22 protein-coding genes are annotated in these 21,047 nt (G+C 67.7%); 11 read left to right on the top strand and 11 right to left on the bottom strand.

Translation table 11 applies throughout. The annotated features are described in order from the left end of the window. Positions 1–23: 23 nt before the first annotated feature. Positions 24–821 (top strand): alpha/beta hydrolase, encoded by a 798-nt coding sequence (locus tag U5K29_14690; protein MDZ7679788.1) that lies wholly within the window; start codon positions 24–26, stop codon positions 819–821. Continuing rightward, complete coding sequence (locus U5K29_14685) at positions 818–2,224, top strand: FAD-dependent oxidoreductase (protein MDZ7679787.1); 1,407 nt, start codon at positions 818–820, stop codon at positions 2,222–2,224. The genes U5K29_14690 and U5K29_14685 overlap by 4 nt, the downstream gene beginning before the upstream one ends. Here U5K29_14685 and U5K29_14680 read toward each other — a convergent pair. Next, entirely contained in the window at positions 2,217–2,906 is a 690-nt protein-coding gene (locus U5K29_14680; GenBank protein ID MDZ7679786.1) for a GntR family transcriptional regulator, read from the bottom strand. The two genes, U5K29_14685 and U5K29_14680, sit on opposite strands and share 8 nt — an antisense overlap. Positions 2,907–2,945: 39 nt before the next feature. Further along, positions 2,946–3,866, bottom strand: coding sequence for a hydroxymethylglutaryl-CoA lyase (locus tag U5K29_14675; GenBank protein MDZ7679785.1), 921 nt, complete (start codon positions 3,864–3,866; stop codon positions 2,946–2,948). 158 nt (positions 3,867–4,024) lie between these two features. On the opposite strand from U5K29_14675, the gene U5K29_14670 reads away from it, so the two are divergent. From U5K29_14670 to U5K29_14645, 6 genes are read left to right on the top strand one after another with little or no spacing between them, the layout of a single operon-like run. Continuing rightward, complete coding sequence (locus U5K29_14670) at positions 4,025–5,239, top strand: CoA transferase (protein ID MDZ7679784.1); 1,215 nt, start codon at positions 4,025–4,027, stop codon at positions 5,237–5,239. A gap of 1 nt (position 5,240) precedes the next feature. Continuing rightward, a complete protein-coding gene (locus tag U5K29_14665; GenBank protein MDZ7679783.1) occupies positions 5,241–5,882 on the top strand; it encodes an isochorismatase family protein in 642 nt (213 codons plus the stop codon). Continuing rightward, positions 5,879–6,895 carry an ABC transporter permease gene (locus U5K29_14660; GenBank protein MDZ7679782.1) on the top strand — a complete coding sequence of 339 codons (1,017 nt, stop codon included), beginning with the start codon at positions 5,879–5,881 and terminating at the stop codon, positions 6,893–6,895. Before U5K29_14665 ends, U5K29_14660 begins: the two co-directional genes overlap by 4 nt. 1 nt (position 6,896) lies before the next feature. Beyond that, a complete protein-coding gene (locus U5K29_14655) occupies positions 6,897–7,760 on the top strand; it encodes an ABC transporter permease (protein MDZ7679781.1) in 864 nt (287 codons plus the stop codon). Positions 7,761–7,765: 5 nt separating this feature from the next. After that, entirely contained in the window at positions 7,766–8,761 is a 996-nt protein-coding gene (locus U5K29_14650) for an ABC transporter ATP-binding protein (protein MDZ7679780.1), read from the top strand. After that, complete coding sequence (locus tag U5K29_14645) at positions 8,748–9,707, top strand: ABC transporter ATP-binding protein (protein MDZ7679779.1); 960 nt, start codon at positions 8,748–8,750, stop codon at positions 9,705–9,707. Before U5K29_14650 ends, U5K29_14645 begins: the two co-directional genes overlap by 14 nt. Before the next feature lie 7 nt (positions 9,708–9,714). Here the strand turns inward: U5K29_14645 and U5K29_14640 are convergent, their stop codons facing one another. From U5K29_14640 to U5K29_14630, 3 genes are all read right to left on the bottom strand, one after another. Then, positions 9,715–10,176 carry a dimethylsulfonioproprionate lyase family protein gene (locus tag U5K29_14640; GenBank protein ID MDZ7679778.1) on the bottom strand — a complete coding sequence of 154 codons (462 nt, stop codon included), beginning with the start codon at positions 10,174–10,176 and terminating at the stop codon, positions 9,715–9,717. Positions 10,177–10,186: 10 nt separating this feature from the next. Then, the gene (locus U5K29_14635) at positions 10,187–11,677 is read right to left on the bottom strand and encodes a CoA-acylating methylmalonate-semialdehyde dehydrogenase (protein ID MDZ7679777.1); all 1,491 of its coding nucleotides are present in this window, start codon (positions 11,675–11,677) and stop codon (positions 10,187–10,189) included. Positions 11,678–11,791: 114 nt separating this feature from the next. Then, complete coding sequence (locus U5K29_14630; GenBank protein ID MDZ7679776.1) at positions 11,792–12,517, bottom strand: dienelactone hydrolase family protein; 726 nt, start codon at positions 12,515–12,517, stop codon at positions 11,792–11,794. A 145-nt stretch (positions 12,518–12,662) separates the two neighbouring features. Here U5K29_14630 and U5K29_14625 point away from each other — a divergent pair, with 145 nt between their 5' ends. Continuing rightward, positions 12,663–13,883 carry an acyl-CoA dehydrogenase family protein gene (locus U5K29_14625; GenBank protein MDZ7679775.1) on the top strand — a complete coding sequence of 407 codons (1,221 nt, stop codon included), beginning with the start codon at positions 12,663–12,665 and terminating at the stop codon, positions 13,881–13,883. A 43-nt stretch (positions 13,884–13,926) separates the two neighbouring features. Continuing rightward, a complete protein-coding gene (locus U5K29_14620; protein ID MDZ7679774.1) occupies positions 13,927–15,198 on the top strand; it encodes a hypothetical protein in 1,272 nt (423 codons plus the stop codon). A 9-nt stretch (positions 15,199–15,207) separates the two neighbouring features. On the opposite strand, the gene ehuA is transcribed toward U5K29_14620, so the two are convergent. From ehuA to ehuB, 4 genes are all read right to left on the bottom strand, one after another. Continuing rightward, positions 15,208–16,020, bottom strand: a complete 813-nt coding sequence (ehuA, locus tag U5K29_14615; protein MDZ7679773.1) for an ectoine/hydroxyectoine ABC transporter ATP-binding protein EhuA — start codon at positions 16,018–16,020, stop codon at positions 15,208–15,210. Continuing rightward, positions 16,007–16,831, bottom strand: coding sequence for an ectoine/hydroxyectoine ABC transporter permease subunit EhuD (gene ehuD, locus U5K29_14610; protein MDZ7679772.1), 825 nt, complete (start codon positions 16,829–16,831; stop codon positions 16,007–16,009). Before ehuD ends, ehuA begins: the two co-directional genes overlap by 14 nt. After that, positions 16,828–17,550 carry an amino acid ABC transporter permease gene (locus tag U5K29_14605; protein ID MDZ7679771.1) on the bottom strand — a complete coding sequence of 241 codons (723 nt, stop codon included), beginning with the start codon at positions 17,548–17,550 and terminating at the stop codon, positions 16,828–16,830. The genes ehuD and U5K29_14605 overlap by 4 nt, the downstream gene beginning before the upstream one ends. A gap of 86 nt (positions 17,551–17,636) precedes the next feature. Continuing rightward, entirely contained in the window at positions 17,637–18,629 is a 993-nt protein-coding gene (ehuB, locus tag U5K29_14600; GenBank protein MDZ7679770.1) for an ectoine/hydroxyectoine ABC transporter substrate-binding protein EhuB, read from the bottom strand. A 258-nt stretch (positions 18,630–18,887) separates the two neighbouring features. On the opposite strand from ehuB, the gene arfB reads away from it, so the two are divergent. Then, positions 18,888–19,316 (top strand): alternative ribosome rescue aminoacyl-tRNA hydrolase ArfB, encoded by a 429-nt coding sequence (gene arfB / locus U5K29_14595; GenBank protein ID MDZ7679769.1) that lies wholly within the window; start codon positions 18,888–18,890, stop codon positions 19,314–19,316. Between the two features lie 36 nt (positions 19,317–19,352). Here arfB and U5K29_14590 read toward each other — a convergent pair whose 3' ends face one another. Both U5K29_14590 and U5K29_14585 read right to left on the bottom strand, forming a co-directional pair. Further along, complete coding sequence (locus tag U5K29_14590; GenBank protein MDZ7679768.1) at positions 19,353–19,565, bottom strand: YtxH domain-containing protein; 213 nt, start codon at positions 19,563–19,565, stop codon at positions 19,353–19,355. A gap of 36 nt (positions 19,566–19,601) precedes the next feature. After that, positions 19,602–21,032: an HAD-IG family 5'-nucleotidase gene (locus U5K29_14585; protein ID MDZ7679767.1), complete on the bottom strand. Its 1,431-nt coding sequence runs from the start codon at positions 21,030–21,032 to the stop codon at positions 19,602–19,604. Positions 21,033–21,047 lie beyond the last annotated feature (15 nt).

Below are 21,047 nucleotides of genomic sequence, written 5' to 3'. Positions count from 1 at the left end.
CTCCCGACCAAAGAGGAGTACACATGCGTGCCTATGTCGGCCCAGAGGGCAAGCAGGTGCACGTCCGTCGCGCCGGGGACCACGGTCCCTGGATCCTGCTGTTCCACGAATCGCCCCAGAACTCGAACGTCTACGAGCGGGCCCTGCCTCACCTCGGCCGGCGAGCGCGCGTCGTCGCCTTCGACACGCCGGGCTACGGCATGTCAGATCCCCCCGAGCATCCGCTCGAGATCCCGGACTACGCGCGGTTGCTCCTCGATGCTGCTGACGAGTTGGGTGTCGACCGCTTCGCCGTGGTGGGTCAGCACACCGGTGCGTCGATCGCGCTCGAGGTGGCACGCCTCGCCGGAGAGCGAGCCACCCATGCCGTGGTGTCCGGCCTAGCCCTGTTCGACGACGCGACCCGTCAGCGCTATCTCGACGACTGGGCGCCAGACCTGCCCGTCGATCCCGAGGGCCGTCACCTGATGGACCTGTGGGCGCGCTATGAACGTTTGTGGGAGCAGCCTCCCGAGCTGCTCAACCTGTCGGTGGCGAACATCGCGTCGGTGTTCGAGCGGTACAACTGGGCGTACAACGCGGCGTTCCGTCACGACCCGGCACCGGTTCTCGCCGAGTCGACGTATCCGATCCTCTTGCTCACGGCGTCGCGCGATCTGCTGGTGCAGAGCGACGAGATGGCCCTGCAGCTGCGCCCGGACGCCCGACGGATGACGTTGACCGATACCACCGGTCAGCTCCCGTGGCGACTGCCCGAGGAGTGGAGTCGCATCGTCGCCGACTTCGTCACCGGGCGCCTCGACGAGGAGGCACGGCCATGACTCGCTACGACGTCGTCGTGGTCGGCGCAGGCACCGCCGGGATCCCCTGTGCGATCGAAGCCGCCAAGGGCGCTCGAGTCCTCGTCGTCGATCGCGCAGCCGAGATCGGTGGAACGCTCCACGTCAGCGCCGGGCACATGAGCGCCGCGGGGTCGAGGCGCCAGCGCGAGGCCGGCATCGAAGACGAACCACAACTGCACTACGACGACGTGATGGCCATCGGTGGAGGGCGGGCGGACCCGGTCCTCGTCCGCATGGCAGTGGAAGAGGCACCCCGTACCCTCGACTGGCTCGACGACCTGGGGTTCGACTTCGACCCGGCCACGCCGGCGATCTACCGGGGGCACACCCCCTACTCGCGGCCCCGCACCTTCTGGGGGCTCCGCAAGGGGCGGTCGATCCTCGAGACGATGCGACCACTGTGGGACGAGGCGGTCGCTGCTGGCCGAATCGAGCAGCGTCTGTCGACATCTGTCGTCGGTCTCGAGGAGCGAGGCGGACGCGTCGACGGTGTCGTCCTCGACGGGGCGTCGGGCACGTACACGGTCGAGTCGGATGCTGTCGTGCTCTGCACCGGGGGGTACGGTTCCGCCCCGGATCTGTTCGACGAGCTCACGCCGGGAGGACGGCGGCTCGTGACCAACGCGATGGAGACCTCCGCCGGTGACGCCATCCGTCTGGCTCACCCTCTGGGGGCCGAGGTGCGGTACGGCGAGCTCCACACGCCGCGTTTGGGTCTGATCGAGCAGCCGCCAGGCTCTGGGCGGGTCGACTTCTGGACGGCGATGTTGCACCTCACCGCGGCGGAGCGTCCGCCTCGCGAGATCTGGGTCAACCGCCTCGGCCAGCGGTTCGTGGCCGAGGATCTCGTGGATGTCACCACCCAGGAGCACGCGGCGCTGGCCCAGCCGGGCTCGACGATGTGGGTGGTGTTCGACGATGCGGCGCTCGATGCCGACGCTCCGCTGGTCCGCCAGTGGTCGAACGACGAGCTGCGGGAACGAGGACGGCGCGGGGATCTGGTGGTCAGCGCCGACAGGCTCGAGGCGCTCGCCGAAGGAGCAGGGATCGATCCCGGCGGGCTTGTGGCGACCGTCGGGGAGTTCAACGACGGGGTTCGGCACAAGAAGGATCGGTTGGGCCGCTCCGTGCTGCTTGCACCGATCGCCGAGCCGCCCTTCTATGCCATCCAGACCCCGGCCGCGGTGTTGTGCACGTTCGGCGGCATTGGCGTGGGGGCCGACTTCGAGGTTCGCCGGGGTGACGGTTCGATGTCAACCGGCCTGTACGCGATCGGCGAGGCGATCGGAATGGGGGCGACGAGTGGCCGCGCGTTCTGCGGTGGCATGGCGGTAACTCCCGCCCTGGGCTTCGGGCGCGTGCTCGGGCAGGCGCTCAGCTGAGTGGCTCGTTCTGCGTGGCCTCGCCGTTCGGGTGGGTGGCCGCCGCGGCGCCGGTCCGCAACGTGGCTCGGGCGGCGAGGATGTGCGACTGCATGATCGAGGCTGCCCAGTCCGGGTCGCGCTCCCGCATCGCGATCACCAGCTCGTGGTGGCTGGCCAGGCTGCGGTTGAGCGCCTCCTCGTCGTATCGGTGAAAGGTCCGGTGCACCAGTGGGACAGCCACGATGTGACGGACCATCGACACCAGGCGCCGGTTCCCACTCGCCTCGATCAGCACCTGGTGGAACTCGTTGTTCAGGGTCGCAATATGGTCGGTGGCCGCCTCGCCGTCGGATCCATGGGCGCGGCTCATCTCACAGGCGAGCGCGTCGAGCTTGTTGATCATCTCGGTGCTGATCCTTTGTGCCGCGAGGCGGCACCCGTAGCTCTCGAGCAGAGCCCGCAGGCCGAAGATCTCGTCGAGATCCTCGGTGGCCCAGTTGGCTACGAACATGCCCTGGTGGGCCACGAAGTCGACGAGACTCTCACTGCTCAGGCGGCTGAGCGCTTCGCGCACCGGCGTGCGGCTCGCGCCCACGGAGCTGGCGATCACCTCCTCCTTGAGGTGGAACCCAGCTGGGTAGGTGCCGTCGAGGATGTGCTTTCGGATCTGGTCGTAGGCAAGATCGGCTGCTCGTCCCACGGCGGTCAGTCTCCTTGTGGTCGCCCGGTCGTGGGTCGATCAGTGGGCGTCGGGGTCTGGGGGGAACCCGCCAGCCCGGCTGAGCAGCCCAGGCACTGTCTGGTCAAGCCGTTCTCCGAGCCACGTCGCGGCATCGCATACTTCCCCCAGATCCATCCCGGTCGAGAGCCCCATCCGCTCAAGCAGGTAGACGAGGTCCTCGGTAGGGATGTTACCCGTGGCCGCGGGCGCGAAGGGGCATCCCCCGATCCCGCCGATGCTGGCATCGAGAACCCGAACTCCGTTCTCGACCGCGGCGACCGCGTTGGCCATCCCGGTGTTGCGGGTGTTGTGGAAGTGGCAGCGCAGCCGGATGTCGCCAGCAACCGTTCCGATCGCGCGAAGGCGTTCGGACACTTGGGTCGGTACAGCGACACCGATCGTGTCGGCGAGGGCCAACTCGTCGGGCGGCGAGGCCAGGATCGCATCGACTACGTGCATCAGCCGATCGACCGGGACCTCTCCCTCGAAGGGGCACCCGAAGGCGGCCGCGACGGTGACGCTGGTCCCAAGCCCTGCTTCGGCAGCGAGTGCGGCGATCTCGCGCCAGACCGCGATCGACTCGTCGGTGCCGACACCCTGGTTCTCGCGGTTGAAGGTGTCGGAGGCCACCACCACGAAGTTGACCTCGTCGACTCCAGCGGCGACGGCCCGCTGGAACCCCTTCGCGTTGAGGGTGAGGCCGATGAGGCTCACCTCATCGGATCGTGGCGCGGCGGCGAGCACGTCTTCGGCGTCGGCCATCTGCGGGACGATCCGGGGGTGCACGAAGCTTGTGGCCTCGATGCGGCGCGCACCGGCGGTGATGGCGCGCTCGATGAGCTCGACCTTGTCCGGGGTCGTCATCAGGGTGGTCTCGTTCTGCAGCCCGTCCCGGGGGGACACCTCGACGATCTCGATGTCACGTTGTGATGTATCCATTCGTAGGGCCTCCAGGTGGTGGGTCAGGACCGGAGTCCGGTCATCACCGTCGCGATTTTTGGGAACGCTGCACTGGTGTATACAATAGCGGAAGATCGGTGTATACAACGCCCCGATTGCTGATCGATGCCGCGCCAGGGCGCGCGAGGGAGGCAGTGATGATGGCGAGGCAGGGTGACGCCGTGCCCCCACTAGAAGGTGTACGGGTGCTCGAGATGGGCTCGTTGCTGGCGGGCCCCTTCTGCGGTCAGCTCCTTGCCGACTTCGGCGCCGAGGTCATCAAGGTCGAGCCTCCCGGTTCCGGCGACCCGATGCGGGAGTGGGGACGGGAGAAGCCACACGGTAGATCCCTATGGTGGCCCGTGGTCGGACGGAACAAGAAGAGCGTGACCTTGAACCTCCGCTCTGAAGACGGGCAGCGCCTGCTGCGCGACCTCGCGAGCGAGGCCGATGTCGTGGTCGAGAACTTCCGGCCCGGCACGATGGAGCGCTGGGGCCTCGGCTACGAGGATCTCAAGGCGGTCAATCGCGGGATCATCATGGTTCGCGTCTCGGGGTTCGGCCAGAGTGGGCCCTACGCCAGCCAGCCCGGCTACGGGGCGATCGGTGAGGCCATGGGTGGTCTGCGCTACATCGTCGGCGACCCGTCGACCCCGCCCAGCCGTACGGGGATCTCGATCGGCGATTCGTTGGCGGGGACGTTCGCCGCGTTCGGAGCGCTGCTCGCCCTGCGGACACGAGACCGCACCGGCGAGGGTCAGGTGGTCGACTCGGCGATCTACGAAGCGGTGCTCGCGCTGATGGAGTCGCTCATTCCCGAGTATGTGCTCGGGGGTTACGTTCGGGAGCGGACCGGAGCCATCCTCCCCAACATCGCGCCCTCCAACGTCTACCCCACCTCCGACGGCAAGATGGTCTTGATCGCCGCCAACCAGGACACGGTCTTCCAGCGGCTCGCAGATGCGATATCCCGCCCCGAGCTGGCAGAGGACGACCGGTACGCCACCCACACCGCCCGCGGGCAGAACCAAGGTGAGCTCGACGCGCTCATCTCCGAGTGGTCCGAGCGGTGGGAGGCCGACGCCCTCGTCGACCACCTGATCGACTGCGGGGTACCCGTGGGGAAGGTCTACCGGGCTCCCGAGATGCTCGAGGATCCGCACTACCATGCCCGCGAGGCGATCGTCACGCTGCCCCATCCCGAGTTCGGCGAGTTCCCGATGCAGAACGTCGCTCCCCGCCTCTCGTCGACGCCCGGTTCGGTTCGGTGGGTCGGACCGGAGCTGGGCGAGCACACCGACGAGGTGTTCGGTGAAATCCTCGGTATCGATGACGACACGATGCGAACCCTGCGAGCAGGAGGGGTCATCTGAGATGTCCGCCGACTCGGATCTGGAAGCGAACTATGGCGCCGGTCGGTTCGGCGTCAGGCTCGGATCGGGCGCTCACCCCGGCCTCCTGCTCGTCGATCTGAGCATGGCGTACCTCGAACCTGGCTCGCCGCTGTTCGCCGGAAAGGGGGCGGAGCATGCCGTCGAGGCATGCGAACGCCTGCTCGCCCAGGCGCGGAGGGCCGGCCGACCGGTGCTGCACACGCGCATCGAGTTGCGTGGGCCCCTCGACGCTGGGCTCTTTCGGCGCAAGGTCCCCGGACTGGAGTGCTTCACGAGCGGGAACCCGCTGGCCGCGCCGCCGCCCGGGCTCGAACCTCGCGACGACGAGGTCGTGGTCACCAAGCAGTACGCCAGTGGCTTCTTCGGCACCTCCCTCGCCTCGTCGTCGACGATCCTGGGTCTGGACACGCTGGTGATCGGCGGCCTGTCGACCAGCGGGTGTGTCCGTGCCACCGCCCTGGACGCAATGCAGCACGGGTTCATTCCCCTCGTGGTCGCCGAGGCATGCGGGGACCGTCACCCTGCGCCCCACGACGCGGCGCTGTTCGACCTCGACGCGAAGTACGCCGATGTGATCGATCTGGCGGAGGCCGAGTCCGTTCTCTTGGGGAGCTCATCATGAAGCGAGTGCTGCGATACGGCCGCCGGAGGTTGCTCTTCCTCCCAGTCGCCATGTTCGTCGTTGTGACCCTGGCGTTCCTACTGGTGAACGTGCTGCCAGGCAACCCGGTCGGCGTCATCGCGGGACCAGCCGCATCGGAGGAGCAGATCGCGGAGATCGAGTCGCGCCTCGGGCTGGACCAGCCCATGTTCGACCGGTACGTCGACTACTTGGGTGACCTCGTCCAGTGGGACCTGGGGCGGTCCTTCTACACCAACCGTGAGATCACCTCGGAGGTGGGTCGGTTCCTACCGAACACGCTCGAGCTCGTCGTCCTGTCGCTCGCCCTCGCCACCGTGACCGGGATCGGGCTGGGCACGATCGCCGCGTACTGGCACGATCGGGCGCCGGATCGGGCGTCGCGCACGGTGATCACGGTGTTCCAGTCGATCCCGGATTTCTTCCTGGCACTCTTGCTGATCTACGGCCTCTTCTACCTGGTGGGGTGGGCGCCCGCTCCGGTCGGCCGTCTCGGATTGCTCGAGTCCGCCCCCGACCGCGTCACCGGCGCGCTGATCCTCGACTCGATCATCCAAGGAGAGTGGGCGACGTTGCGTTCCGCTCTCTCCCACTCGATCCTTCCGGTGCTGACCCTCGGGATCTACTACTCCTCGTACTTCGCCAAGACGACGATCGCGTCCCTCCTGCCGGCTCTGGAGTCCAAGCAGGTCGAGTTCGCGCGAGCGTCGGGCTTGTCGGAGCGCAAGGTACTGATCTATGCCTTCCGTCAGGCACGCACGCCGATCCTCACCTATGGGGGAATCCTGCTCGCCGCGCTCACGGGTGGTGCTGCGATCGTCGAGACGATCTTCTCGTGGGGCGGTTTCGGTGAGTGGGCGATCGATTCGATCCTCCAGCTCGACATCCCCGCGGTGCAGGGGTTCATCGTCATCGCGGGCCTCGGGACCCTCTTGATCTTCATCGCTCTCGACATGCTCGTTGCAGCGCTCGACCCTCGGGTGGACTATGACTGACATGAAGACGACCTCAGCGACCGGCGGCGAGGTACCGACCGACACATCTGGCCCACGCAGACGTCGCATCCCCTGGGCTCTCGTCGTACCGCTCGGTGTGATCGTGGTCATGGTGCTCGCCGGGTTCTTCGCTCCGCTGCCCCATGATCCCGGCAGTCCCGACTCCAGCCGGGTGCTCGAGGCTCCGTCGGCCGACCACTGGCTCGGGACCGATCGCTTCGGGCTCGACGTGTTCAGCCGTCTGGTCGCATCGGCTGCGCTCGACGTTCCGCTGGCGGTCATCGGAATGTTCGGCTCCCTCGTCGTGGGTGTCCCCCTCGGTCTGGCGGCATCGCGGAAGGGTCCGTGGGGCGAACGCATCGTGCGGGCGCTCGACGTCTTCCAGGCGTTCCCCTTGCTCATCCTGGCAATCGCCATCGTCGGTCTCATGGGCAACAACCTCAACAACATCGTCATGGCCATCGCCATCATCAACGTCCCCCGTTTCATCCGCTTGGTACGCAGCGAGGGGCTGAGCATCCGGGAGAGCCGGTACATCGAAGCCGCTCATGCCATCGGGGCCGGTGATCTGCGCGTGATGTTCCGTCACCTGCTCCCGAACATGACCGGTACGATCCTTGCCCAGGCCTCGCTGGCGGTCGCCCACGCGGTGGTCGTGATCGCCGCGCTGTCGTTCCTTGGAATCGGTATCACCTCCTCGGAGGCCAGCTGGGGTGCGATGATCCAGACCGGAGCGCAGAACATGACCACTGGGCAGTGGTGGGTGTCGCTCTTCCCCGGCCTCGCCGTCTTCTTGACCGTCTTCTGCTTCAACGGCGTCGCCGACTGGCTCCAGGCCCAGTTCGGCCGGGCCAAGGTTCGGTGAGCGACATGACCACAGACATCGCGCCGCTGCTATCGGTGCAGGACCTGCGAACCGAGTTTGCTACCCCGGTCGGCCCGGCACACGTGGTCAACGGCGTGTCGTTCGACGTCCCGCGCGGCGAGATCGTCGGGATCGTGGGGGAGACGGGCTGTGGCAAGTCGGTCACCGTCCGCTCGATCCTCGGGCTCGTGCGTCCCCCGGGAGAGGTGGTGGGAGGCCGAGCCGTGCTCGACGGCACGGACCTCGTCGGTCTGCCAGCGAAGGCGCTTCGGGCCCTACGGGGTGACACGATCGGCTTCGTCGCTCAGAACCCGTTCAGCGCCCTGAACCCGGTGATGCGCATCGACCGCCAGTTCGCGGCCATCATCGCTGCCCACGAGGGGAAGTCGTCGGCGCGGCGCACCACCCGGCAGCGGGCCCGGCGGGCGTTGGATGCGGTCGGGATCGCGGGATCGGAGCGGGTTCTCAACGGTTACGCCCATCAGCTCAGTGGTGGAATGGCTCAGCGTGTCGTGATCGCCATGGCGATGATCCTCGATCCGGCACTGGTGGTGGCCGACGAGCCGACGACCGGGCTCGATCTGACGGTGCAGCGCCAGATCCTCGATCTGATCCAGGGGCTGGTCCGCGAGGAGGGACGTTCCATGCTGCTCGTCACCCACGACCTCGGTGTCGTCGCCCAGTACTGCAGTTCGGTCGTGGTCATGTACGCCGGCACCGTCGTCGAGTCAGGTCCGGTCACCTCGGTGCTCACGCGACCCGATCACCCCTACACGGCGGCGCTGTTGGCTGCGATCCCGCGCCGCGGGCACCAACTCGTGCACCTCGAGGGCCGTCTCCCCGACCTTGTCGAGTATCCGCCCGGTTGCCCGTTCGCCGACCGCTGTCCGCATGTGTTCGAGCGGTGTCGAGAAGAGGCGCCAGGGGTCTCGGTGAGCGGGGATGGTCACGAGTACCGCTGCCACCTCCCGGAAGGAGTTGCTGCTGATGGGGTTGCTTGATCTCGACGCGGTCTGCCGTACCTTCGAGCTGCCGGGAGGGCACCAAGTTCACGCGGTGGACAACCTCTCGTTCTCGATCGAGCGGGGGGAGACGGTCGCCCTCATCGGTGAGAGCGGCTCGGGCAAGACGACCGCGGGTCGTCTGGCGCTGCGACTCCTCGAACCGACCTCCGGGACGGTGCGCTTCGAAGGGACCGAGCTCGCGAGCCTCCCCAAGAGGCAGGTGCGGAAGATCCGGGCCCGCTTGCAGGTGGTCTTCCAGGAGCCGTTCGAATCGCTCAACCCCCGCCTCCGGGTCGGATCCACGATCGCAGAGCCGTTGATCATCCACGGGCTGGAGCCAGACGAGGCCGCGCGCAACCGTCGGGTCCTCGGCGCCCTCGAGCACGTCGGGCTCGGCGCGGAGTTCGCGGACCGCTTTCCCGGTGAGCTCTCGGGCGGACAGCAGCAGCGCGTTGGAATTGCTCGGGCGATCGTGACGAATCCGTCGTTCGTCGTGCTCGACGAGCCGACCTCGTCGCTCGACCTGTCGGTTCGTGCCCAGATCCTGCAGCTCCTCGCGCGCCTCCAGCAGGAGACGCAGATGGCGTACCTCTTCATCTCCCACGACATCCACACGGTTCGCTATGTCGCCGATCGGATCTTGGTCATGTACCTGGGCCGGATCGTCGAATCAGGGCCGGTCGACCAGCTCTTCGACGATCCGCAGCATCCGTACACCAAGGCGCTGCTGTCGTCGTCGCTGTCTGCCGATCCCTTCGAGCGCACCGAGCCGGTGCGATTGGAAGGCGATCCGGCGAGCGCGATCAACCGCCCGCAAGGGTGCGTGCTGTACCCGCGCTGCCCCATCCGGATCGATGAGTGCGCGGTGGCACCGGTCGAGCTGCGGGCGGTGGGCGAGCGTCATGAGGCAGCCTGCATCCGCGTCGGCGCCGCCGCCGTGTAGCGGAGGGTTACTCCTCCAGCCAGACGGTGCCGATGCCGGCCAGGTCCGGAACGGCGAAGGCGTAGAGGAGCTCCATCGGCTCGTCGCCCGACGAGATGGCATGAGGCATGCCGGCGGGGATGTACAGCGAGTGGCCCTTGGCTGCCTCGAACGTGTCATCGCCGAGGGTGAAGGACGCGACACCATCGAGGACGTAGTAGAGCTCGGCCGAGGACCGGTGCAGGTGCAACGGATGGCGCCAGCCCGGCTCCATCCGGTAGATCCCCGCTGCGAACTCACAGCTGGGATCGTTGCTCGCATTGGGGTCTGCAAGCCGATGGACCAACCCGTCGTCGCGCGGGTTGTGGTTGAGCTCACCGATCACCTCGTAGGGCATGTCGACGCGACGCAGAACATATCCGGGCTTGGTCGACGAGGCCTCGGGATGGGTGGTCTCGACGCTCCGCATGAACTCCGAGGGGTGGGTCATGCGGTCCGCCTCAGCGCGTCGTCGGGAAGGAGAACGAAGCCGTCGCCACGTTGTCGTCGAGCCAGCGGGTGGTGATCACCTTTCCGCGAGTGTAGAAGTGGATCGCTTCAGGACCGTGGATGTGTGTGTCGCCGAACAGCGAGCTCTTCCACCCCCCGAAGGAATAGAAGGCGAGCGGAACCGGGATCGGGACATTGATCCCGACCATGCCCGCCTGCACCCGACGCTGAAAGCCACGAGCCGCAGCACCCGAGGACGTGAACAGAGCAGCCCCGTTCCCGTAGGGGTTGGCGGCGATGACCTCGAGCGCTTCGTCGAGCGACGCGGCTCGCAGGACGACGAGCAGGGGACCGAAGATCTCGGTCGTGTAGGCGTCCATCTCCGGGGTGACGTGGTCGAGGATGGTCGGACCGACGAACCAACCGTCACCCGAGGCGATCGGCGCGGCCCGCCCGTCGAGCGCGAGCGTCGCGCCCCGTTCGGTCGCATCGGTGATCGCAGCATCGATTCGTTCGATGGTCGCGTCGGAGATCACCGGACCCATCTCAGACTCGGGATCGGTCGCTGGGCCGACTCGGATCTGTTCAGCCTGGGTCCGGAGACGAGCGACGAGGTCGTCTCCCACGTCGCCGACGGCCACGACGGCGGAGATCGCCATGCACCGCTGCCCGGCGGAACCGTAGACCGCTCCGGTGAGCGCTGAGGTGGTCTGCTCGAGATCGGCGTCGGGGAGCACGACGGCATGGTTCTTCGCACCTCCGAGGGCCTGCACGCGCTTGCCTGCTGCGGTGCCTCGCTCGTAGACGTGGCGAGCGATCGGGGTGGAACCGACAAATGAGATGGCTTCGATGTCGGGGTGGTCGAGCAGGGCGTTGACGACGGTTGGGCCCCCGTGGACCACGTTGAAGACCCCCGGGGGGAATCCCGCACGGTCGAAGAGTTCGGCAAGCAGCAACGAGGGGGAGGGATCCTTCTCGGAGGGCTTGAGGACGAACGTGTTGCCGCACGCGATGGCGAGGGGAGCCATCCACATGGGAACCATCACCGGGAAGTTGAAGGGGGTGATCCCCGCCACGACACCAAGGGGTTGGCGGACCGACCAGCTGTCCACACCGGTCGAGACCTGCTCGCTGATCTCGCCCTTGAGCAGGTTGGCGATGCCGCAAGCGAACTCGACGATATCGGTTCCGCGGGCGACCTCCCCGAGGGCGTCCTCGCGGGTCTTGCCGTGCTCGGTCGAGATCAGCTCGGCGAGATCATCGGCGTGCTCGTCGAGGAGCTGCTTCAGGCGAAAGAAGTGCGAGGCCCGACGGCTGAGGGAGACCTCGGCCCAACCGGGCGCGGCGGCTCGGGCTGCCGCCACCGCCTGGTCGACGTCCTCGCTGGTGCCATCGATGGCCTCGGCCACGACCCCCGCCGTGGCGGGATCGTGCACCGGTATCCGCCCAGCGGCAGATCCGGGGACCGCTTTCCCATCGATCCAATGCTCGATTGTATGCACTGTAGGTCCCTCCTGCAGGGTAGGTGCCGGGATCGGTGGCCCAATCCAAGGGAACGTCGGAGAAGGCCGTGTCCTCAGTGTATACAACAGCAGGAGACGAATCCCCCGGATCCATCAGAGATTGCGTTCGAAGAGGTCGAGCACCCGTTCCCAGTGCTGCTCGGAGGCGGCTTCGTCGTGGCGCGGGCCTCCGGGTGGTGCGAAGCCGTGCAACGCGCCCTCCATGAAGTCGATGTGGTGGCGGACGCCGGCCTCGGACAGTGCCGACTCCATGACCGGGATCTGTTCGGCGGGCGCGGTGGGGTCGTCGTCGGCCCAGGCGAAGTAGACCTCGGCTCGGATCTGGTCGACCTCGCGATGCGGCGAGTCGTCGCGGTCCTCGGCGACGAGCCAGGCGCCGTGGATGGAGGCCACCGCCGCAACCCGGTCGGCCCGCCGCTGTGCGAGTGCGAGGACCATCGGCCCGCTCATGCAGAAGCCGACCGCTCCGATGTCGCCGCCGCGGGCGGCCGGGTCGTCGTCGGCGAAGCTGAGGAGGGCATCGGCGTCGGTGACGATGCCGTCACGGGTGACGGTCTTCATCAGCTCGCGGCGCTCGTGCATCTCGGCGTCGTCCGCGCCGAACTCCTTGTAGGCGCTACCCCGGTAGAACAGGAACGGCAACATGACGTAGTACCCGTGCGACGCCATGCGCGAGGCCATGTCCTTGAGGGCGGGCCGGATGCTGGGGGCATCCATCAGGTAGAGCACCACGGGGAAGGGTCCACCCTCGTCGGGGTGGTACACGAAGGTGGTCATGGTGCCGTCGGCGGTCTCGATGTCGACCTGTCGCTCGATCATGTGCTGCTCTCCGATGAGACGTCGGTGCGGTGCCCTGGACGCTACCCCGACCGGTCCGCCCCGATGTCGTCCCGGTGCGGATCATGCCTACCGTACGCTGTACAGGACACCCCCTGACCGACCTCCGGTGACCCGAGGAGCAGCGATGATCGACTGGACCGACGAACAGCAGATGGTGCGCGACGCGGTTCGCCGCTTCGTCGACGAGGAGGTGAGACCCCACGTCGACGAGCTCGAGCACGGTGACCTCCCGCCCTACGACATCCTGCGCAAGCTGTTCGCCACCTTCGGCATGGACGCGATGGCCAAGGAGCGCTTCGCCCGACAGATCGCTCGCGAGAAGGGCGAGGTCGAGTCCGACGACTCGGGCTCGTCCGGCGGAGGAGGTGGCGACGGGAGTCTCACCCTCATCCCGATCATCGAGCTGTGCCGGGTGTGCCCCGGCATGGTGACCGCCATGGGCGTCTCGATGGGGCTCACCTCGGCGGCGATCATGTCGAAGGGCACCACCGCCCAGAAGGAACGGTGGGCGCTCGACCTGCTGACGATGGACAAGGTGGGAGCGTGGGCCATCACCGAGCCGGAGTCGGGCTCCGACGCGTTCGGGTCCATGAAGGCGACCGCTCGCCGAGACGGCGACGGGTACGTCTTGAACGGCTCGAAGACCTTCATCACCAATGGTCCCTACGCCGACACCACGGTGTTCATCTGCAAGCTCGACGAGGGCAACCCGCCGGAGGAGCGCAAGGTGCTCAGCTTCGTGCTCGACCGCGGGTTGCCCGGGTTCGAGCAGTCGAAGCCGCTGCGCAAGATGGGCATGCACTCGTCGCCCACCGGCGAGCTGTTCCTCTCCGACGTCGAGGTGGGGCGCGACCGCCTCATCGGTGAGACCGAGGACGTGTCCTCGGGCGGGCGCGAGGGCGCCAAGGCCACGTTCCAGCAGGAACGCTCCGGTGTCGCGGCCATGGCCCTCGGCATCATCGAAGAGTGCCTCGACCGCTCGATCGACTACGCCAAGAACCGCGTCCAGTTCGGCCAGCCGATCGGGCAGTTCCAGCTGATCCAGGAGAAGCTGGCCCGCATGGAGGTGGCCAGGCTCAACGTCCAGAACCTCGTGTTCCGCACCGTCGAGCTTGGTGCCAACGGAACGAGCATGAGCCTGGCCGAGGCGTCGGCCATGAAGCTCTACTCGGCCCGAGCCGCGACCGAGGTCGCCCTCGAGGCGGTACAGCTCTTCGGCGGCAACGGCTACATGTCCGAGTTCCGGGTCGAGCAGCTCGCACGCGACGCCAAGGTCCTGCAGATCTACGCCGGCACCGACGAGATCCAGATCACCCACGTCGCCCGGGACCTGCTGTCGCGCTGAGGCGACGCCGTGTGACGGACCGCTCATCGGGTAGACCGAGGGTGTGTCGACAACGTTGGTGATCCTCGGAGGCCTGGGCGACCTGGCCACGCGCTACCTCATTCCTGCACTGGCCGAACTGCATCGCAGCGGCGCGCTGCCCGAGGACCTCCGTGTCATCGGCGTCGCCCGGCGTGACCTCGACACCGCCGACTACCGCAACCAGCTGTGGGACGACGCGGTCGAGCAGGGAGTCGACCAGAACGGGTTCGACGTGGTGCTGGATCTGGTGCGCTACGCCCGGGCCGACGCCACCGACCCGGCACAGCTCGGTCGACTCGACCTCCCCGACCAGGGTTCGATCGTGTTCTACCTGGCCCTACCACCCGCGATCTTCGCCGAGGTGTTCACGGCGATCACCGCGCTCGGCCTCGGAGACCGGGTCCGGGTGGCCGTCGAGAAACCCTTCGGTGAAGACCTCGACTCGGCGAGGGAGCTCAACCAGCTGCTCGACGACTGCTTCTCCGACGACCGGGTGTTTCGCGTCGACCACTTCCTGGGGCACCCGTCGATCCGTCGCCTGCCGCGCTTGAGAGCGACATCCCTGTTCGCCTCCATCTGGGATGCTCGCCACCTCGAGTCGATCGAGGTGGTGTGGGACGAGACGATCGCCCTCGAAGGTCGCGCCGGCTACTACGACCACACCGGTGCGCTGCGCGACATGCTCCAGAACCACCTGCTGCAGGTGTTGGCGGTGGCGGCCATGGAGCCGGCCGATGACCCCGGCGGTGACGACGTGGCATCGGCCCGCCTCGACGTGCTGCGGCGGGTCGAGGCACGCCCCGAGACCTCGGTACGCGCCCGCTACACCGCGGGCGCCATCGACGGTGAGATGGTGCCCGCCTACGTCGACGAGCCCGACGTGGATCCTGATCGGGGCACCGAGACCCTGGCCGAGGTCGAGCTGGAGATCGACAGCTCGCGCTGGATGGGAACGGCGGTGAGGTTGCGCAGCGGAAAGGCCCTCGGCGACGACCGGCGATGTGTCGTGCTGCGTGCGCGGGACAGCGACGACCAGATGGTGCTCGGGCTCGCCCCTGCCTCGATCAGCCTGCGGGTGGGGGACATGACGTTGCGCTCCCTGCCGGCCGCCCCAGAGCCGTCGGCCTACGCCAGGGTGCTGGCCGACCTGTTCGCCGGCGATAGGCGCTGGTTCGTCAGTGGCGCTGAAGCAGAGGAGCAGTGGCGCATCGTGGCCCCGGTGCTCGAACGCTGGAGCCGCGGTGAGCCGGAGCTGGGCGAATACCCCGCCGGCTCGCAGGGGATCGTCGGCTGAGTCGAACGGTCAGTGCTCGGCGACCGCGCCGAGGAACGACTGGGTGCGCTCCTCGGTGGGGTTGTCGAGCACGTCGGCCGGTCGGCCCGACTCGATGACCTGGCCGTTGTCGAACATGAGCAGCCGGTCGGCGACCTCGCGGGCGAAGCCCATCTCGTGGGTGACCAGCATCATGGTGGTCTCGCCCCGCGCGGCGATGTCGCGCAGCACGTTGAGCACCTCGCCCACCAGCTCGGGGTCGAGGGCCGAGGTGACCTCGTCGAAGAGCATCACCGCCGGCTTGGTGGCCAGCGACCGGGCGATGGCCACCCGCTGCTTCTGGCCGCCCGAGAGCTGCCCCGGGGTCTGGTTGGCCGCCTGGCTCAGCCCCACCATCTCGAGCAGCTCGAAGCCGAGGGATCGCGCCTCTTCCTTCGACATCCCGTGCACCTTGACCGGAGCGAGCATGATGTTCTCGAGCGCGGTCATGTGCGGGAACAGGTTGAAGTGCTGGAACACCATCCCGACGTCGGAGCGCACCGATCGGGTGTGCTTCTCGCTGGCCGGCTTCAACCCGTCGCCCGCCGGCTGGTGGTAGAGGTGGCGCCCGCCGACCTCGATGGTGCCGGAGTCGGGCCGCTCGAGGGTCATGATCACCCGGAGGATCGTCGTCTTGCCTGACCCGGACGGCCCGATGATGACCACCCGCTCGCCCGGGTCGACGTCGAGGTCGAGATCGCGCAGCACCACGTTGAGCCCGAACGCCTTGTGGACGCCGCGCAGGCGAACGCCCGCGGCGCCGGATCCGTTGGTTCCGTCGGCGGTTGGATCAGGTGCGCTCATAGTGGACCTTTCGCTCGAGTCGGCGGACAAGCCAGGCGGCGGGCAGACTGGCCAGGAGGAACCCGACACCCATCATGAGGTAGGGCTCGACGGCGCGGAAGTCGCCGCCGCGGACGGCTTGGGCGAAGAACAGGATTCCCGTGGCATTGACGGCGATGCCGAGTGGGGCATCCTTGAAGGCGGCGACCAGGAAGTTGCCGAGGGCGGGCAACACGTTGGGGATCGCCTGGGGGAGCACCACCTGGCGCCACTTGGTGAGCGGGCCGAGGTTCAGCGCGGTGGCGGCTTCCCACTGTCCCTTGTCGACACTGTTGATCCCGGCGCGGTAGGCCTCGGAGCAGTAGGTGGCGTAGTGCACACCGAGGCCGATGGCGAGGATGCTGATCGACGATGGCCGGAACCAGTCCAGGCTTCGGATCAGCGCGTGGAGGAAGTAGAGCTGGACGAGGATCGGCGTGGAACGGATGAACTCGATGAGGAACGCGGTGGGCCAGCTCACGACGCGCACCGTGGAGCGGCGGAGGAGGGCGAGCACCAGCCCGAGCCCGACCGAGAAGGTGAACCCGAAGACCGTCGCCTTGACGGTGGCCATCAGGCCCCGCCACATGAGCGGGATCAGGTGCCAGAAGTACATCCAGTCGAAGTCGAGATCGCCGGCGGGGCTGAGGCGGGTCCGGAAGCGGGTCGAATCGTCGACCCCGAGGATCAGGAAGGCGTAGCCGAGCGCGAACGCGACGAGGACCGCCACGATATCGGTCCGCCGGTACCAGGGGGGTGGGGGCTGGACCTGCTCGGTCAGCGCTTCGCTCACTTGCCCACCTCCGCGATGGTCCCGAGGTCGGCGGCGCCTCCGGCGTACTTGCGCTCGAGGCGGCGTTCGCCGAGGCGGAACAGCCCGTTCACGATCTGGGCCAGCACGAAGTAGAGCACGAGAATGTTCAAGAACAGCACCGTGCGGTCGGCACCGTCGGCGGTGAAGAGCTGCTGCTGGCGGATGAAGTTGCCGGCCTGGGTGATGTCGGCCAGGCCGACGAGGCTGACCAGGGCGGTGCCCTTGAGGATCTCGATGGTGAGGTTGCCGAACGGTGGCAGGATGATGCGCATCGCCTGGGGCAGCACGACATGGCGCAGACGCTGGGTGTTGCTGAGATTGAGCGCGATCGACGCTTCGCTCTGACCCCGCGGGATGGCCAGGATGGAGCCGCGCACGATCTCGGCCCCGTAGCCGCCCATGTTGGCCCCGAGCGCGACGACGCCGAGCGCCAGCAGTGACACCTGGCTCAGGTCGAAGAGGATCGGGATCGCGATGGCGACGATGAACAGGAGCACGATCGTGGAGATGCCCCGGAAGAACTCGACGTAGACGAGGGCGGCGCCCCGGATCCACCGTCGTTCGGAGAGCCGGGCGACCCCCATCACCAGCGAGAGGGCGACGCCGAGGACGAACGCGTAGACGAGGATCTGGATCGTGATCCACGCCCCCTCAAGGAGCAGGTCGTACTGGTGCGACTCGAGGAGCAACCCGTCCACTGCGTTTCCACCCCTTCTCGGTCATGCGCGACGAGGGTCCCCGACCATAGACGAGTCGGGGACCCTCGTGGCGGACTGCCCTTGGACTAGCCGAGGAAGTCGTCGACGGTCAGCTCGTTGGCCTTCTCGACATCGGCCTCGGAGAAGTCTTCGTAGGCCGCGATGATCTCCATCGTGGTGCCGTCCTCGCGGAACCCGTTCAGCACGTCGTTGAAGGCATCCCGGAAGTCCTGGTTCTCGTTGCGGAAGCCATAGCCACCGCACGGCAGCACCTCGTTGCCTTCGGCGTCGACGGGGAAGAACGGTTCGACGGCCTCGATGCCCGATCGGGCATCGACCTGGCGGCCGACCGTGGCGGCGGTGCCGGTCACGGCGTTGACCTCACCGGCCTCGAGGGCGTCGTACATGCTGTCGATGTCGCCGAACTCCTCGATCTGGCCCTGGGGAACCCCGGCGTCCTCGGCGTAGCCGACCTCGACGGTACCGGTGGCGACCGCCATCGTGATGTCGGCGTTGTCGAGGAACGATCCGTAGTCCTCGATCCCCTCGGGGTTGCCCTCGGCGACCGCGAGACCCTCGGCGATGCAGTAGTCGGGATCCGAGAACAGGATCTGCTCGGCCCGGTCGGCGTTGATGTACATGCCGGCCGCGATCAGATCGAACTGTCCGGCCTGGAGCCCGCCGATGAGGTTGCCGAACTCGACCACCTCGGCGTTGACGTCGTCGATGCCCAGCTCGGCGAGCACCGCCTTCGCGACGTCGGGTGCGATGCCGGTGGCCTCGCCGTCCTCGTCGACGAACCCGAAGGGCACCTCGTTGGCGATACCGATGGTGATCGAGCCCTCGTCCTGGAGCTCGGCCAGCAGGCCATCGGCGGCATCGCCGTTGCCGTCGTCGCCGTTGCCGTCGTCGCCACCGTCGTCGGCGGCGGTGGTCTCGGTGGTGTCGTCGTCGCCGGGATCGGCGGCGTCGTCCTCGTCGTCGTTGCCGCAGGCAGCCATCAACATGACGAGGGCGGCCAGCACGGCGAGAAGGCGCATCAGCGCCGAGCGAGACGTGAAAGATCGTGATCCGTTCATCGAGAGAGTCCTCTCAGTAGCGGGTGTGTACCTTCCGGGCCGGTCTCTCCGGGTGCACCGCCAGCGTGGCTCGCCCGCGACACCCCTGGATCGATGTGCGCATGCTCAACCCAGTAGGCCCTTTCTTGCTAGCACATCATTTTGCTAGCACATGGCTTCGGGGCGGGAAACCACCCCCCGTTGTCGTGCCGCTCCCGCAACGGTCCCTCTGCAGGGGCGGCACCACCGATCATAGTCGGGACGTGCCAGCATGGTCGGATGGAGTCATCGGAGGACCGAGACGTGCTGCGGGTCTCGCGCTCGCTCGCCATTCCGATGTCGGAGCTGACATGGAGCTTCACCGCGTCGGGTGGGCCGGGCGGTCAGCACGCCAACACGGCCAACACCAAGGTCGAGGTGCGCTTCGACGTCGCGAGCTCGCCGTCGCTCGACGAGACCCAGCGCGAGCGACTGCTCCGGTCGCTCGGATCGGAGGTGCGGGTCGTCGCATCCGACGAACGGTCCCAGGCGCGCAACCGGGTGATCGCCGCCGAGCGTCTCGCCCAGCGGCTCGCGGCAGCCCTGGCGGTCAGGACCAGGCGCGTACCCACCCGGCCCGGTCGCAACGCGGTGAAGCGCCGGCTCGACGCGAAGTCGAAGCGGTCACAGGTGAAGCGCATGCGCGGACGGGTCGACCCCGGCGACTGACCTGGCGAGTGACCCGGCGAATGACCCGGTGGTGGCTCAGGTTGCAGCCCGGTCGTCGATCTTGTCGATGACCTCGCCCGCCACCGACGACACCGAGTCGACCACGTCCTGCACGCGTGGATCGTCACGGAGGTGCGCGACCCGTTCGTTGACCTTCGATTCGAAGCGGCGTCGTGTCTCGGGGTCGATCCGTGTGGCGAGGTAGTACCCGATGGCGACGCCGGCGATGAGTCCGCTCTTGAACTTCATGCCACCGGTGTAGCTCCTTTTCGCCTCGACTGCACCTCAGGTGGCGTCGTGGGGCAGCGAGGTCCGGGCCGCTCGGAGGTAGGCGAACGGGGTGCGGGCACCCAGGTTCGACACCCGCGAGGTGTAGACGTCGGCGTAGCGCTCGACCTGGCGGGCGAAGAGGCTCTTGTCGCTTCCGGCACGCATCAGTGGACCCCAGACGGCGTTGCCGAGCTCGCCGGCGGCCCGGGCCAGCGGCCCGATGCGGTCGTCGAGGCGGCGCACCCTGGCCGCGAGCCGGCTGACATCGCGCTGCAGACGCTTGGCGGTGTCGGCGTCGCCGCGGTCGCGTGCTCTGATCCGGTCGAGGCGGACTCGCGCCAAGTCGTCCTCGAGCGCCATCTTGTCGCCCATGAGCGCCGCCAACCGCTGCTCGTCGGGCGCGAAGCGGGCGCCGTCGATCAGCTCGGCCTCGATCTCGCGGAGGATGAGCGCGGTTCGCCAGCGCAGCACCGCCTTCGACACGTGCACATCGCCGAAGAGGTGATCGCCGACGTAGAGGATCTGGTCGCCCTCGAGATCGAGGCTGGCCTCGACCCCCCGGGCGCTGCCGCCGTAGTAGACGCGGCCGAGCTCCAAGGGGCCCCAGTGGGGGCTGAGCAGCCCGGCCTCCTCGTCGACCACCTCGAACGAGGGCTCGTCCTGGGCGAAGAAGCGGGGTTTGCCGGCGGCAACCACCACGATGTCGAAGAGCTCACGCCACGATCCGCTCGGCACGTGCGGATCGAAGCACCAGCTCATCATCGCCTGGGTGTAGGCCCACTCGGAGTTGGTGATCAACAGCAGCCGCTTGCCGGCGGCCCGCTGGTCGAGGAGGGTCGGTGCCAGGCGTTCGTCGACCACGACATAGCGCGCCGGGTCGGCCACGATTCGGGCCTTGAGCGCGCCTTGCATGTGTGACTCGTCGAGCGCGCCCGACACCGCGGCATAGAGCTCGTCATAGCCCATGACCCACCCCAGCCGCCCGTCGTCGAGGCGGTCGACGAGCTGGGCGTACAGGGCGGCCTCCGACAACGAGAACAGCGTGTTGAGGAACTTCCAGCGGGACTCCTCGAGATCGACGAAGTGCCCGGCATAGGTGGTGCGCAGCTCGTCGAACGACAGGGCCCTGGTGCCGTGGTGGGCGTGGATGACGTACCCGAAGCGGGTGGCCTTGACCAGGTTGCCCTTGTCGAGATCGAGCACGAGGCCCTGGATGAACTCGTCGGGGTCGAAGCCCATGTCGTGGACCGGCCAGCCCCGCTGGGCAAGGATGTCGACGGCGTGCTCGAAGGCGGCGCCCTCCCACTCGTCGGTGCGGTAGTGGATGAGGGTGTAGTCCATGTCGTAGCCGATGGCGGCCACCGAGCGGAGGTTGAGGGTCCGGTTGGCGAAGACCCCGGCGACGAGATCGTCGGGGGACGGATGGCCGGGGTCACGTGGTTCCACGCCCCGCAACGTATC

The organism is Acidimicrobiales bacterium (assembly GCA_034521975.1).
Taxonomy (GTDB): Bacteria; Actinomycetota; Acidimicrobiia; order Acidimicrobiales; family SKKL01; genus SKKL01.
Note: the sequence above shows the minus strand (reverse complement) of the source record. Positions and strands in the feature narration are given on the sequence as shown.